This window comes from Roseovarius arcticus (genome assembly GCF_006125015.1).
Classification (GTDB): Bacteria; Pseudomonadota; Alphaproteobacteria; order Rhodobacterales; family Rhodobacteraceae; genus Roseovarius; species Roseovarius arcticus.
Map to the genome: position 1 here is coordinate 2,717,032 of NZ_SZZN01000001.1, position 13,768 is coordinate 2,730,799.

Sequence of the window (13,768 nt, forward strand, 5' to 3'; positions counted from 1 at the left end):
AACAGATTACTCTTGAACATCACCTTCGCTTCACAAATCGGCAGAATTATGACGCCGCAGCAATTTGCTGGCCGCCGTGGTGCGCAACCGCCGGGCGATGCACGAAAGCGTCGCGGCGCGGATTGGGCGTATTGTAATCATCTAGGAACTTGACACGTGCGCCATGCACCGACAGCGTCGAGGCACGCCGCAGTTATTAGCGCGCTTCTCTCGCAGAAAGGTCGACCACGGTGCCTATCCGATGAATTCATACCCCATCCCGTTTAACGAAGAGGCCCGGCTAAAGGCAGCACGCGCCGCCCCTGGCCTGACCCGCGAAAACGAGCCTCTATTCGAGGCGCTGACTGACACGGCGCGCATGGTGCTGGACTGCCCAATCGCACATATCAGCGTCGTCGAAGAAGACAGCCAATGGTATAAATGCGTCGTCGGGGTTGAACTGGATGAGATGCCGAAAGAGAACTCCTTTTGCACCCATACCATCATGTCAGATGCCCCCATGATCGTGCCCGATCTGTCGCTGGACCCGCGGTTTCATGACCACCCGATGGTGCGTGAGGGCGGGCCAAAGGCGCGGTTTTATGCCGGGGTGCCGCTGATACTGTCGTCGGGTTACCGCTTTGGCAGCCTTTGTGCGCTGGACTTTGTGCCGCACGCAGCCCCGACAGACAAGCAGATGGACATGCTGGCAAGCCTCGCGCGCGCAGTCATCGCCGCGCTGGAGAAGGCCCCCGCCAAGGACGCGGCACCCGATGACGGCACAGGCTACGAAAATTTCGTCGCCCTTGTTGGGCACGAGCTACGCACGCCCCTCACCGTCTCGCTGGGCGCGCTTGCGATGCTGCGCACACGGCTGGTGGACGGCATTGAGGCGCGGCTAGCGAGCAGCTCGCATGCATCGACGCAGCATCTGGGAAAGCTGATCGAATCCATATTGCATTTCAGCAATGCCGAAACGGGCGAGCTACGCCTGAACGAACAAGAGACAGACCTCGCAGCGCTGCTGGCCGAGATCAGCGAAACTCACCAGCCCATCGCGCAGATTTCTTCTAAGACCGTGACAGGCACAAGCGGTGTTACTCCACTGATGATGCGCGTTGACCCTGAGCAGTTGCGCATTGCGATCACCTCGATCATGCTGAATGCCGTGCAGCACGGCGGCGCATCCATCACCACCGCGCTGCGCCTTGATGCAGACGGCAACGCCGAAATCCTGATTACCGATGATGGATCGCTGGGTGATCATGTGGAGTTGGACGCGCTTTACCGCCCATTCGTTGTGGGCGGCGATCTGGATCATCGCGGCACGGACACGTCCGGCTTAGGGCTTGGTTTGCCGCTGACGCGCAAGCTAGTCGGAATGCATGGCGGCGCCTTCGAAATACATGCGGATGCGCACTCCACTACCGCCTGCATTCGCCTGCCGGCGTGGCGCGCCGCGGCTGCTGTGTGATGGCGTTCCTGAATTTTATCGTGGACAGAACACTTAAGTGCTGGACAGGCAGCTCGCGCATGCCGACGAAAGGATCACAATGATGATGAAACTCTATTGCATGGGCGAAAGCGGCAATGCCTATAAGGCCGCCCTGCCCCTCGCTCTCAGCGGGCTTGAGTGGGAGGCCGTCTATGTCGACTTCTTTGGCGGCGAGACGCGCACTGCCGAGTTTCGCAAGCTCAACATCATGGGCGAGGTGCCTGTGCTGGTGGATGACGGCGAGATCGTGACGCAATCGGGCCTGATTCAGATGCACATCTCGGACAAATGCGGCAAGTTTGGCGGCGCCGATGCCGCCGAGGCACGCGATATCCTGCGCTGGGTCCTTTGGGACAATCACAAGCTCAGCAGTCAGGCCGGGGCCACCCGCTATGTGATGAATTTCCTGCCCGAGGCCAAGCGTGACGCTGGCGTTATCGCCTTTGCCCAAGGTCGACTTGCCGCGGCCTACGCCACGCTGGACGCGCATCTGGCGGCGCGCGACTGGATCGTCGGGGACGGGCCGACCAACGCCGATTTCAGCTGTTGTGGCTATCTGTTCTACCCCGAGCCATTCGGGTTCGCGCGGGCAGATTGGCCCGCCATCGACCGCTGGCTATCACGGATCGAAGCGCTGCCGGGCTGGGCGCATCCTTATGATCTGATGCCGGGAAGCCCGGCCGACCGGGCCTGATCCATATCGTCGCTCAGCGCCTGCGCAATACGCAACGCGTCCTCCATATCAAGGACGGGATAGCGAGCGCTGGACGCGGCACAATCCATCAAGTCAGGCGCCGCTGCAGGGCAGTGCATCATCGCGCCGCCGGCGACAAAAACGATTTGCTCCATCGCAAAGGTTAGCGTGATCAGCATCTCGTCCGGCGCCGGCGGTACCCGGCAAATACCGCGCACACCGTCCAGCGCACGCGCGCGTATCAACGCAAAGGGATCGTCGCCTTGCGCCTCTGCCGCGTCGCTTTCAATTTGAATTGGTTGGTCCGCGGCAAGTTGCATGACCTCGCGATTGCCCAATGCCCCTTGGGGCACCTCGACGGGCCACAGGTTGCGCGGACACGGCCCGGGTCCGGCCCATGCAGGGACGGCCCTTGCGGACAGTACGCGTTGCAGCCCGCCATCAAAGGTCAGCACCCCCTGCCCGACATTGATGTCGCCTAGTTTCTGCCAACCCACAGAGGTGGCAACAACGATGCCGCTGCCCATGCCGCGTCGTCCGACGCCTTTGGTCTGAATATGTGCTGCTTGCCGCCCCTCAGTGGCCACGCCCTGCCATCCCAACATCCCGTTCGTCCCCGTTATTTCAACTGGCGTGCCCTTGCGCACGACAAAAGCCCATTAAGAATGGTTAACGCGAAGTTATAGGCATTATATTGCCCGGATCGTGTCCCCATCGTGTCATTGATCAGGTTTTGGCATCAATCAGCCCTAAATTGCTTGATTGAACGCTGGCATCACGCGGGTTGATTAGAAATTGTATCCAAACCGTGCAATATCCTCGCCGCATAGTCCCTCGACCAGCTCAGCTGTCTGGGCTGTATAGTATTCAGAGTAGCCGGGCGCGCGGTCGGACGGATTCAAAACCGGCAGTTCCAGCCTAAAACCCAAGTGATCCCAAAACGGCTGCGCATCCACTTCAAATGCCTCCAAACGCATAAAAAGGCGGGCACGCTCGCACCCGGTCCTATCGCGCATGTAGTGGCTGTACGGGTGCGCGCGAATTGCTGCCTGCATCTGGGGATCGCGCAAAAACGCCTCAAAATCGCTCTGTCGCGCCAGTGCGACGGCGAAGTTGTCAAAGTCCTGCTTCCGCAGCCAGCGATAAAGGCTAACCATCCGATCCCACGGATTGCGGACAAGCGTTACTGTAAAGGCTTGAGCGATCCAATCGTGGCCAACCAGTCCGTCTATATCTGCCAGCGTCGAATGTTTCCACAATCGGCCGGCCGCCTGCGCCCCCTTCAGGCGGCCTCGCCTGCGCCGCGCTTTGGGCGTATCAGCAATGAGGATATCATCCTTCATTGCCCGCCCCTCTAGTGCAGATGTCAGCGACGTGCCGCCGGTTTTCGGAATGTGAACAAAGATGTAATTGCGGCCTGGCGAGATGATCATGCCCAGAGGTTAATATGCGTAGCTTAGCCCTGAAAGGCCTACGTGGGGGCTTGACGCTATAATTTGAGAATCCTCTAGAAAAGCGCTATCCATTAAAAAAGGCGGCCCCGATTTGGGACCACCTTTTTCGATCATGACACTGATCTGCGGGGGGGACTTGCACGCCTAGCGTTTATGCTTGGCTGCGAATTCGTCCACCTGACGCTCTGCTTCGTCCTTGGCTACGCCGTAGCGCTCTTGGATTTTTCCGACCAGCTTATCGCGCTCGCCTGCGGCTTCTGTGACGTCATTGTCAGTCAGTTGGCCCCAGTGCGACTTCGCCTCGCCGGTCAACTGCTTCCAGTTACCTTTGATTGTATCCCAGTTCATCTTTCGCTCCTTAAACCTAGAAACTTGGCGGCTCGATCACGTCCAAGCCGTCACTGATGGCACAACGGATCATCGCCCAGATAGTTCCGTTAGGGGCTAGAATTTCAGACGAATTGTTCGCGCAGCAGCCGCTCTTCCAGCCCATGCCCCGGATCGAACAGGATGCGGTGCGCAATACTTGGCTCAGACCGGATCTCGACCCACAGCACGTCGGCGACGGGCGTGCTATCTGCGACGGCCATTACTGGGCGCTTGGCGGGCTCTCCTATATCAAAGCGCACCACAGCGGCCTTGGGCAGCAGCGCCCCGCGCCAGCGGCGGGGGCGAAAGGCGGCGACTGCCGTCAAGGCCAGCACATCTGCACCGATGGGCAGGATCGGGCCATGCGCGCTGTAGTTGTACGCCGTCGATCCGGCGGGCGTGGAAACCAGCGCGCCGTCGCAGACCAACTCGTCCAGCCGCTCAAGACCGTCGACTGAAATGCGCAGTTGCGCCGCTTGCGGGCCGCCGCGTAGTAGCGAAACTTCATTGATCGCCAGAGCGTGGTGCTGCGTGCCATCGGCAGATTCGGCGCGCATCGATAGTGGGTTCAGCACCTCCTCGCCGGCCTCGGCCAACCGCTCCATCAGCCCGGTTTCACTGTATTCATTCATTAAGAAGCCGACGGTGCCGCGGTTCATGCCATACACCGGCACGTTCAGCCCTTGGGTTCGGTGCAGCGTGTGCAGCATGAAACCATCCCCGCCCAGCGCCACGATAACGTCGGCGGCATCCTCAGGCGTGTCGCCGTATCGCGCGATCAGCGCCGCGCGAGCGGTCTCAGCCGTTGGTACGTCGCTGGCCAGAAAGGCGATGCGTTGCGTCATAATGGGCTGGTCCGCTTCGTTAGAAAATCATGTGGCGCTGATGACAACACAGTTTGCCCCCCTCCGCCAGCACTGCCGCATGGAGGTCGGATATTGTCGCATTCCATGCTTACAATGACGCGGGCTATCGTTTACGCCAACCAGCAACAGATTTTAATTTCTCCAAGGAGCCTCCCCAATGTCCGATACCGGTTTCTTTACTCAGTCCCTCGCAGACCGTGACCCCGAGCTATATGCCTCCATCACCAGTGAACTGGGCCGCCAGCGCAGCGAGATTGAGCTGATCGCCTCTGAAAACATCGTTTCGGCGGCCGTCATGGAGGCCCAAGGGTCGGTCATGACCAACAAATACGCCGAAGGGTATCCAGGCCGGCGCTATTATGGCGGCTGCCAGTATGTCGACGTGGCCGAAAACCTGGCGATTGAGCGGGCATGCAAGCTGTTCGGTTGCGGCTTTGCCAATGTGCAGCCCAATTCGGGTAGCCAGGCCAACCAAGGCGTGATGCAGGCGCTGCTGACGCCCGGCGACACTATCTTGGGGATGAGCCTTGATGCGGGCGGGCACCTGACCCACGGCGCCAAACCTAACCAATCGGGCAAATGGTTTAACGCCGTCCAGTATGGCGTGCGGCGCGATACACTGGACGTCGACTACGATCAGATGGAGGCGCTCGCAAAGGAGCATAAGCCCAAGATGATCATTGCTGGCGGCAGCGCCATCCCTCGCCAACTGGATTTTGCCCGCATCCGCGAGATCGCCGATATGGTCGGTGCCTACGTGCTGGCAGATGTCGCGCATTTCGCCGGCCTGATTGCAGCAGGCCAATACCCCTCGCCGTTCCCGCATGCGCATGTCGCAACGACCACCACGCACAAGACGCTGCGCGGCCCGCGCGGTGGCATGATCCTGACCGATGACGAGGCGCTGGCCAAGAAGTTCAATTCTGCCATTTTCCCCGGTATTCAGGGCGGCCCCCTGATGCACGTGATCGCGGGCAAGGCTGTCGCCTTTGGCGAAGCGCTGCGGCCAGAGTTCAAGGGCTACATCACTCAGGTCATCACGAACGCGCAGGCTCTGGCAGATCAGCTGATGAAGGGCGGCCTCGACATCGTCACTGGCGGCACTGATACGCATTTAATGCTGGTTGATTTGCGCCCCAAAAAAGTGACCGGAAATATCGCCGACGCCGCATTGGGCCGCGCGCATATTACTTGCAACAAAAACGGCGTGCCGTTCGATCCCGAAAAGCCGACCGTCACCAGCGGCCTGCGTTTGGGCAGCCCGGCAGGCACGACACGCGGCTTCAAGGAGGCCGAGTTCCGCCAGATCGCCGACTGGATCGTCGAAGTAGTCGATGGGCTGGCTGCAAATGGCGCCGACGGCAACGAGGCGGTCGAGGCTAAGGTGCGCGGCGAAGTTGCAAAAATGTGCGAGCGCTTCCCGCTTTATCCCAACCTATAAGCGCTTCACTTGACCTAATACGGCGTCTCTGGAAACAGAGGCGCCGTTTTGCGTTTCAGACCAAACCGCGCCAGCGCAAGACGGCTATCACTAGCAGCGCCAGTAGCAGGATGTTGGCCACCACGCTCCCGGCGAGGCCTAGCAGACGGTCCTTGCGCCGCTCGCCCGCGTTCACTTTGTCCAGATGCAAGTTCAACTCGGCGAGCGCGGCATTTACATCGGGCGCACGTACCAGACGGCGCATACGGGGATGCGCGACCATCGCTTGCAACTCCACCAGTCGCCAGCCTGCCTGCCGCGCCGAACCCGGCAGGGCGCGCCCCGCCCGCCTCAACCGCTGTGCAAAACTACGACCCCGCACACCGATGCGCGTGCGCAGCTTGTCCGACGCCGCGTCAATATCTGTCTGGAATGCCTTTTGGTCGATCATATCGCGCCCCTATTTGCGCGCGACATTACCCGCACGGAACGCCAGCCTCAATGGGGCTGGAACGGCGGCGGCGGGCAGGTTATCACCAGCCCCATGTTGAACATGATTGACCATGGCACCCGTACGGATGCGCCCACATTGCTGATCGCGCACGGTCTCTACGGCTCCGCGCGGAACTGGGGCGTCATCGCCAAACGGCTGTCGGGAACCCGCCGCGTCGTGGCCGTGGACATGCGCAATCATGGGGAAAGCGCGTGGCAGCCCACCCACAGCTATGCCGATCTGGCCGGCGACCTGGCAGAGGTGTGCGAGGCGCTGGACGGTCCCGTCGACGTGCTGGGCCACTCAATGGGCGGCAAGGCGGCGATGATGCTGACGCTGACGCAGGGCAATCTGGTGAACCGTCTGATTGTCGCCGACATCGCGCCGGTCACGTATTCTCATAGCCAGATCAAATACATAGACGCCATGCGCGCCGCCGACCTCAGCAGGATCGAGCGCCGCAGTGACGCCGCGCCCCAGCTAGAGGCAGCAGTGGACGACCCGGCGCTGGTCCCGTTCTTCCTGCAATCGCTGGACGTGTCCGGGCGGCGCTGGCGTTTGAACTTAGATGTTCTGGCAAAGGAGATGCCGCAGATTATCGGATTTCCCAAAGTACGCGGGCAGTATGACGGCCCCACCCTGTTTCTATCGGGCGAGAAGTCAGACTACGTGCTGCCCGAGCACCGCGAGGTGATCAAGCCGCTGTTCCCCAAAGCGCGGTTTATGGCGCTGAAGGGGGCCGGGCATTGGCTTCATGCGCAGGAGCCGCGGGCATTTGTGGATGTGGTGGGCGGGTGGTTGGAGCGCGCATAAAGCTGTTCATTATCGCCAAATTTGCGCCCTATTTTTGGCATATGCCAAAGGCATGTCTATTATCCTGAAATTCAGAGCGCGCAATCGGGTGGTGCGCCATGATCCGCCTCAACGGCGTTGCCCCATACCGAACCCGCGCAGTCGCCAACGTGAACCGAAGCAGGATCGGAAGCCGCATCTTCTCAGTGTGTTGATGATCAGTTTAGTCGCGACTGGCTTAGGCGTATTGGAACTGGAGGACAATTATCACCGCTCAGGCGCTAATACCGGCACCGCGCGATACCACGCCCCCATGCCTCGCAGCTTGAATGGTGGTAATGCATGGAACCGTATCGGCGGGGGATTTGCCGGAGTGGCAAGCCAGACCATCACAGGACAGGTCACCCATGTGCGTGACGGCGATACGTTCGTAATCGGCTCGACACCTATCCGCATCGCCAACCTGAATTGCGCTGAAAGTGGTACATTGGCAGGCGATCAAGCAACGCAGCGCGCCCGTCTGGTCGTGGCGGGGCAGATAGTGACGTGCCGATTGAACACTCAGAAGTCCTATGACCGACTAATTGGGAAATGCAGCTTAGTCGGCGGACGCGATTTCGGTCAGATCATGATTGCTGAAAGCAGTTGCCGCCCGAACTAAGCTGAGGCGATACCAACCTCAGCTGGGATCACTCAAGACCCCCTCAAACTCCCGCCATTCCCCCTTGCTCATCCCTGAATTCTCTTGCGTTACCTCTTCACCCTTTAACATCCGGCGCACGCATTCCAGCGCGGTTGACGACATCTGCGCGCCGCCCATGCGGTAATCCTCAAAGGCGCGGTAGGCGAACGGCACCCAGTCGGCGACAATCTTGCACATCTCCTCGGCGTAGACGCGGATCTCGTATTGGGCGTGGGCATCGCTGCGCAGGCGCAAGAAGTGCAGCAGATTGTGCAGATCCACCTTCCAATACCACTGCGTATAGATGTTGGCAGGCAAGTTCATGCGCGCCAGTTCCCGCGCCAGACCCTGCTGGCCCTCGTCCGAGATCATCTCTTCGTAGTGGTCATAGGCGCGCATCGCGTCATCGGTCAGGTATTTCAGGACGCGCTGCGCCTCCTCGCCCTCCAGCACCTCGCCGCGGCCCTGATTGTTAATCACCGACTGCGCGTTCAGATTGTCCGGCGCGGGGATATAAAATTCACGGTCTAGGATCGAATAGCGGGCCGAGTATTCGTTGACGTTGGCCGTCCGGTGGCGAATCCACTGGCGGGCAACAAACACGGGCAGTTTGACGTGCAGCTTGATCTCGCACATCTCGAACGGGGTCGAATGCCAGTGACGCATCAGATAGCGGATCAGCCCCTCGTCGTTTTGGACCGATTTCGTGCCCTTGCCATAGCTGACGCGCGCCGCCTGCGTGATGGCGGCATCGTCGCCCATATAGTCGATAACGCGGATAAAACCGTGATCCAGCACCGGATAGGCGGTGTATAGATGCGCCTCCATCCCCGTTGCCGTGGCGCGCAGCGTTGTCTGCGGTTGGGCGCGCTGCGCCTCAATTTCGGCGGTCTGCTGGGGAGTGAGGGGCATAAACTTGGTCCTAGCTGCGGTGAATCGGTGTTGCGGTATATCTAGCCGATGCCCGCCGCAAAAGGCCAGCCGGACTGGACGGGCGCACGTTTCCCCCTAAGGTAGATGAAACACGAAATTCTACAGGAGGCGACAATGACGATACGCTATCTGCACACTATGGTCCGGGTAAAGGATCTGGACAAGACCATGGCCTTTTTCCGACTGCTGGGCCTGCGCGAGACGCGCCGGATGGAGAATGAAGGCGGGCGCTTTACTCTCGTTTTCATGGCCGCCGAGGGGCAGGACGAATGCCCTGTCGAGCTGACGTATAACTGGGACGGCGACGACAAACTGCCTGATGACAGCCGCCATTTCGGGCATCTGGCCTATAGCGTCGATAACATTTACGAAACGTGCCAGCATCTGCAAGACAACGGCGTGACCATCAACCGTCCGCCGCGCGATGGGCATATGGCGTTCGTACGAAGCCCCGACAACATCTCGATCGAGTTGCTTCAAACCGGCGACGCGCTGGATAAGGCAGAGCCGTGGGCAAGCATGGAAAACACCGGCCATTGGTAAAACTTCGGGCGTTAATAAGGCTCGCTGCCGTTCTGGCGCTGGCGTGGGGGGCGCCTGCGGCGGCTCAGGATGAGTGCAGGCTTGCGCTGGTTCTGGCACTGGATGTGTCCGCGTCCGTCGATGCGGAAGAGTATGATTTGCAACGTTTAGGCCTTGCAGCGGCGCTGGATGCGCCCGATGTGCGCGATGCGATTCTGCGCGGGCAGGACGGGCATGTCGCGCTTGCGGTGTTCGAATGGTCCGGGCGGTTTCAGCAGTCGATGCATGTGGACTGGACCGCCCTGCGCAGTCAAAGCGACATTGACCGCGCCGTGCTGGCCCTTGGCAATATCACGCGCAGCTACGAGGGGTTCCCCACCTCGGTCGGTGAGGCGCTGGGATATGGCGCATCATTGATGCGGCGCGGGCCTCTTTGCGACAGGCGGGTTATCGACATCTCTGGCGATGGCATTAACAACTACGGATTTGCGCCGGAATATGCCTATCGCCATTTCCCACTGCGCGATGTGGTGGTCAACGGCCTCGTCATCCTCGGCGACGATCCGGAGGTCGAGGCGTTCTATCGCAGCGAGGTGGTGCATGGCCCAGGCGCCTTTGTCGAGCTCTCCGCCGGATTTTCCGGATTCCGAGCGGCCATGACCCGGAAGCTGTTTCGCGAGATTAACGATCTGGTGCTAGGCGGGTATGGATTGCCGCGATCGTCCCCGCATGGCTAGGTGGGCTGCCTTTTTCGCGGCAATCGCCATGCTAGGCGCGGCCCCGGCGCAGAGCGCGTGCCGTCTTGCACTGGCACTGGGCCTCGACGTCTCAGGCTCGGTCGATGCGCTGGAGTACCGCTTGCAGCTAGACGGCGTGGCAGCGGCGCTGGAGCATCCTGAAACGCAAGCCGCGCTGTTCGATATGCCCGGCGCCACGGTCGCGCTGGCGGTCTATCAATGGGGCGCGCCTGACCAGCAATATGTGCTGGTGGGCTGGACTGATCTGACCGGCCCGGTCCAATTGCAGCAAGTGATCCGCCAGCTACGCGGTGCAAATCTGCGCTTCGACGATCCTTACACGGGGCTGGGCGCGGCAATGCAATTTGGGGCCAGCTTGTTGGCTCAAAGGAACGATTGTTGGAGCCATACCCTTGATATTTCAGGCGACGGGCCGTCGAATTCAGGCCCGCACCCCGGCACGATCAACTTGGGGATGTCGCCCGAGATTACCATAAACGCACTCGTGATAAATCCCGGCGGCCGCGACAATGTAACCAAAGACCTGACCCATACGCGAACGCTGCTGGATCATTACCGCGTCCACGTCTTGCGCGGTCCCGGCGCATTTTCCGAGACCGCGCAAGACTTCGAGGATTTTCGAGCCGCGATGACACGCAAGCTGCTGCGCGAACTGCGCCCGCCCACGTTATCGCAGCTGGACGCAGACGGCTGAGCGCTGCATCCGGCTGGCGCGCTTAATAGATATAGCGAATCTGATCGGTCCAGTATCGCTCCACCCGGCGCAGCGACCCGGCGATCTGGTCGATCCCGTCTGTCCCCAGAACGCCATGCGCCTGCATCCCTTCGGCATGCCGTCCAAAGAGGTCGGTTACAACGTCGCGGATCTCGCGTCCTTTGGGCGTCAGGCGCACGCGCACGGACCTGCGGTCGATTTCGCACTTTTGGTGGTGCATATATTCCATTTCGACCAGTTTCTTGAGGTTGTAGCTGACGTTGCTGCCTTGGTAATAGCCGCGCGATTTCAATTCGCCGGCCGTCACCTCATTATCGCCGATGTTGAACAAAAGCAGCGCCTGCACTGCGTTTATATCTAACACGCCGACGCGCTCGAATTCGTCCTTGATGACGTCCAGCAGCAAGCGGTGCAACCGCTCGACTAGTGACAAGGCGTCCAAATATCCGGCCATGAAGCCCTGTTCGGCGGCTGGGGGCGCCATGGATTTGTGCAAACTCATTTCTATCTCCGTGCTTGACTGCTCAAGAACAGAAACTGAACTAAATTGCCGAATAATCGGTTAAACTACGATCAGAAAACGCTTTTACCGATAAAATGCGATCTATTTCGCCGAAATTGCGGGCATTACGCTGTATCAGGCACCGCAGAGATATCTTCTATAATTGCGCGATACTGCCCGGGGGCGGCGACTTGGCCGCTGACCCACTGATAGATATCCTGATCGTTTTCATCCAGCAGCGCATCGTAGATATCAAGTTGCGCATCAGTCAGCCCGTCAAGGCGCGCGCGGGAGTAGCGCATCAAAATGATGTCCATCTCGCGAATACCCCGCCGCATTGAGCGCATGGTCAGCCTGCGAAGGCGGATATCGCGAGACTCACTCATCTTCGTCTTTCAAAAGTGCGTGAAGTTCCTGCTCGACGCGCAGCAGACGCTCGGCGTTTAGGGACATTTGCGCCGAAATGTTGCGGATTTCGTCCAGCAATTGGTGGCTGCCGCGCACATAGCTTGTCGCAGTCCCCAGATCGCCGGGCCCATCGCCCTCGCCGGTCAGCAGCCACAGCAGCGAAACATTCAGCAAGCCCGCCAGCATCGACAGTCGCATCGCGCGTGGATCGCGAATGTCGTCTTCCCAATCTTCCAGCGTCTTTTTCTTAACGCCTATGCGTTTGGCCAGTTGGGCTTGCGTCATCCCCGCAATCTCGCGTGCACCGGCCAGACGGTCGCCGAAGGTTGTTGCCTCTGGGTCGAACCATTCCTCATTCGTCTCATCGTTCATATTCATGTCCTCTCACGGGCATATCTCTTTATCCTGCTTGATCAGGCTTCCTGCGCAACCTAGAACAACAGCGCCGAACTTTCAAACCGGAGACCGCCATGATCAGCCTGTCCAAGACCCTGTCGCGGGTAAAGCCATCGCCCACCATCGCAGTCAGCACCAAGGCACGCGAGCTAAAGGAAGCCGGCCGCGACGTGATCGGCCTAGGCGCCGGTGAGCCAGATTTTGACACTCCCGAAAATATCCGCGAGGCCGGAAAGCGCGCCATCGACGAAGGCAAGACGCGCTATACCGCCCCCGACGGCATCCCCGAGCTGAAGCAGGCGATCTGCGCCAAGATGAAGCGCGATAATAATCTGGACTATGTCCCGGCGCAGGTCAGTGTCGGCACCGGAGGCAAGCAGATCCTCTACAATGCCCTCATGGCCACGCTGAATCCCGGCGACGAAGTGGTGATCCCCGCGCCTTACTGGGTCAGCTATCCCGACATGGTGTTGCTCGCGGGCGGGGAGCCTGTGTTCGTCGAGGCGAGCATGGATACCGCCTACAAGATCACCGCCGATCAGCTGGATGCGGCCATCACTCCGCAAACCAAGTGGTTCATCTTTAACTCGCCGTCGAATCCCACTGGCGCCGGATATAGCTGGAACGAGCTAAAGGCGCTGACGGACGTTTTGCTGCGCCATCCCCACGTCATGATCATGACCGACGATATGTACGAGCATCTGGTGTTCGACGATTTCAAATTCTGCACCCCCGCCGAGGTCGAGCCGAAGCTGTATGACCGCACGTTGACCTGCAATGGCATCAGCAAGGCCTATGCTATGACCGGATGGCGCATTGGCTATGCCGCCGGTCCCGAATACCTGATCGCCGCCATGCGCAAAATCCAGAGCCAGAGTACCTCGAACCCGTGCAGCATCAGCCAATGGGCGGCTGTCGAGGCGCTGAACGGGACGCAGGACTTCATCCCCAAGCATAACGAGATTTTCCAGCGCCGCCGGGATCTGGTGGTCGGGATGCTCAATGACGCAAAGGGTATCGAGTGCCCGGTGCCCGAGGGCGCATTCTATGTGTATCCGTCGATTGCAGGCTGCATCGGCAAGACGGCACCCAGCGGCACCAAGATTACCGATGACGAGGTGTTCGCGACTGCGCTGCTAGAGGACAAGGGTGTCGCCGTTGTTTTCGGCGCGGCATTCGGGCTATCGCCTAACTTCCGCGTCAGCTACGCTACCTCGGACGAGGCGTTGCTCGATGCCTGCACTCGGATTCAGGACTTTTGCAAGAGCCTGACCTGAACGCTTGGCAAGA

The 13,768-nt window shown here is 59.9% G+C and carries 18 protein-coding genes; 9 read left to right on the forward strand and 9 right to left on the reverse strand.

The genetic code is table 11. The features are described from left to right. Nucleotides 1-241 precede the first annotated feature (241 nt). Nucleotides 242-1,453 (forward strand): GAF domain-containing sensor histidine kinase, encoded by a 1,212-nt coding sequence (locus MK6180000_RS13005; RefSeq protein WP_138935117.1) that lies wholly within the window; start codon nucleotides 242-244, stop codon nucleotides 1,451-1,453. A gap of 79 nt (nucleotides 1,454-1,532) precedes the next feature. Then, entirely contained in the window at nucleotides 1,533-2,168 is a 636-nt protein-coding gene (locus MK6180000_RS13010; RefSeq protein WP_138935118.1) for a glutathione S-transferase family protein, read from the forward strand. Here MK6180000_RS13010 and MK6180000_RS13015 read toward each other — a convergent pair. The 4 genes from MK6180000_RS13015 to MK6180000_RS13030 form a co-directional block, all read right to left on the reverse strand. Beyond that, a complete protein-coding gene (locus tag MK6180000_RS13015) occupies nucleotides 2,129-2,773 on the reverse strand; it encodes a Hint domain-containing protein (protein WP_138935119.1) in 645 nt (214 codons plus the stop codon). The genes MK6180000_RS13010 and MK6180000_RS13015 overlap by 40 nt on opposite strands. Before the next feature lie 183 nt (nucleotides 2,774-2,956). After that, a complete protein-coding gene (locus MK6180000_RS13020) occupies nucleotides 2,957-3,601 on the reverse strand; it encodes a sulfotransferase family 2 domain-containing protein (protein WP_138935120.1) in 645 nt (214 codons plus the stop codon). Nucleotides 3,602-3,766: 165 nt separating this feature from the next. Further along, entirely contained in the window at nucleotides 3,767-3,970 is a 204-nt protein-coding gene (locus tag MK6180000_RS13025; protein ID WP_138935121.1) for a CsbD family protein, read from the reverse strand. A gap of 104 nt (nucleotides 3,971-4,074) precedes the next feature. Then, nucleotides 4,075-4,836, reverse strand: a complete 762-nt coding sequence (locus tag MK6180000_RS13030; RefSeq protein WP_138935122.1) for an NAD kinase — start codon at nucleotides 4,834-4,836, stop codon at nucleotides 4,075-4,077. Nucleotides 4,837-5,014: 178 nt separating this feature from the next. Between MK6180000_RS13030 and glyA the strand changes: the two genes are divergently transcribed. Continuing rightward, nucleotides 5,015-6,298 (forward strand): serine hydroxymethyltransferase, encoded by a 1,284-nt coding sequence (gene glyA / locus MK6180000_RS13035; RefSeq protein ID WP_138935123.1) that lies wholly within the window; start codon nucleotides 5,015-5,017, stop codon nucleotides 6,296-6,298. Nucleotides 6,299-6,353: 55 nt separating this feature from the next. Here the strand turns inward: glyA and MK6180000_RS13040 are convergent, their stop codons facing one another. Continuing rightward, complete coding sequence (locus MK6180000_RS13040) at nucleotides 6,354-6,728, reverse strand: hypothetical protein (protein WP_138935124.1); 375 nt, start codon at nucleotides 6,726-6,728, stop codon at nucleotides 6,354-6,356. Nucleotides 6,729-6,821: 93 nt separating this feature from the next. Here MK6180000_RS13040 and MK6180000_RS13045 point away from each other — a divergent pair, with 93 nt between their 5' ends. Then, nucleotides 6,822-7,583, forward strand: coding sequence for an alpha/beta fold hydrolase (locus MK6180000_RS13045; RefSeq protein ID WP_138936498.1), 762 nt, complete (start codon nucleotides 6,822-6,824; stop codon nucleotides 7,581-7,583). A 52-nt stretch (nucleotides 7,584-7,635) separates the two neighbouring features. Next, entirely contained in the window at nucleotides 7,636-8,223 is a 588-nt protein-coding gene (locus tag MK6180000_RS13050; RefSeq protein ID WP_138935125.1) for a thermonuclease family protein, read from the forward strand. 18 nt (nucleotides 8,224-8,241) lie between these two features. On the opposite strand, the gene thyX is transcribed toward MK6180000_RS13050, so the two are convergent. Next, nucleotides 8,242-9,156, reverse strand: coding sequence for an FAD-dependent thymidylate synthase (gene thyX / locus MK6180000_RS13055; RefSeq protein WP_138935126.1), 915 nt, complete (start codon nucleotides 9,154-9,156; stop codon nucleotides 8,242-8,244). Nucleotides 9,157-9,291: 135 nt separating this feature from the next. Between thyX and MK6180000_RS13060 the strand changes: the two genes are divergently transcribed. Genes MK6180000_RS13060 through MK6180000_RS13070 form a run of 3 tightly spaced genes read left to right on the forward strand, consistent with a single transcriptional unit; the run spans nucleotide 9,292 to nucleotide 11,151 of the window. Further along, nucleotides 9,292-9,720: a VOC family protein gene (locus MK6180000_RS13060; RefSeq protein WP_138935127.1), complete on the forward strand. Its 429-nt coding sequence runs from the start codon at nucleotides 9,292-9,294 to the stop codon at nucleotides 9,718-9,720. Beyond that, a complete protein-coding gene (locus tag MK6180000_RS13065) occupies nucleotides 9,687-10,436 on the forward strand; it encodes a DUF1194 domain-containing protein (RefSeq protein ID WP_138935128.1) in 750 nt (249 codons plus the stop codon). The genes MK6180000_RS13060 and MK6180000_RS13065 overlap by 34 nt, the downstream gene beginning before the upstream one ends. A 28-nt stretch (nucleotides 10,437-10,464) precedes the next feature. After that, entirely contained in the window at nucleotides 10,465-11,151 is a 687-nt protein-coding gene (locus tag MK6180000_RS13070; RefSeq protein ID WP_246040518.1) for a DUF1194 domain-containing protein, read from the forward strand. A gap of 22 nt (nucleotides 11,152-11,173) precedes the next feature. Here the strand turns inward: MK6180000_RS13070 and MK6180000_RS13075 are convergent, their stop codons facing one another. The 3 genes from MK6180000_RS13075 to MK6180000_RS13085 all read right to left on the reverse strand — a co-directional run bounded on the left by MK6180000_RS13075 (nucleotide 11,174) and on the right by MK6180000_RS13085 (nucleotide 12,454). Next, nucleotides 11,174-11,674 (reverse strand): MarR family winged helix-turn-helix transcriptional regulator, encoded by a 501-nt coding sequence (locus MK6180000_RS13075; RefSeq protein ID WP_138935130.1) that lies wholly within the window; start codon nucleotides 11,672-11,674, stop codon nucleotides 11,174-11,176. Nucleotides 11,675-11,799: 125 nt separating this feature from the next. Further along, entirely contained in the window at nucleotides 11,800-12,060 is a 261-nt protein-coding gene (locus MK6180000_RS13080) for a succinate dehydrogenase assembly factor 2 (protein ID WP_138935131.1), read from the reverse strand. Beyond that, nucleotides 12,053-12,454, reverse strand: a complete 402-nt coding sequence (locus MK6180000_RS13085; RefSeq protein ID WP_138935132.1) for a helix-turn-helix domain-containing protein — start codon at nucleotides 12,452-12,454, stop codon at nucleotides 12,053-12,055. The genes MK6180000_RS13080 and MK6180000_RS13085 overlap by 8 nt, the downstream gene beginning before the upstream one ends. A 98-nt stretch (nucleotides 12,455-12,552) precedes the next feature. Between MK6180000_RS13085 and MK6180000_RS13090 the strand changes: the two genes are divergently transcribed. Beyond that, on the forward strand, nucleotides 12,553-13,755 hold the full coding sequence (locus tag MK6180000_RS13090; RefSeq protein ID WP_138935133.1) for a pyridoxal phosphate-dependent aminotransferase: 1,203 nt from the start codon (nucleotides 12,553-12,555) through the stop codon (nucleotides 13,753-13,755). Nucleotides 13,756-13,768 lie beyond the last annotated feature (13 nt).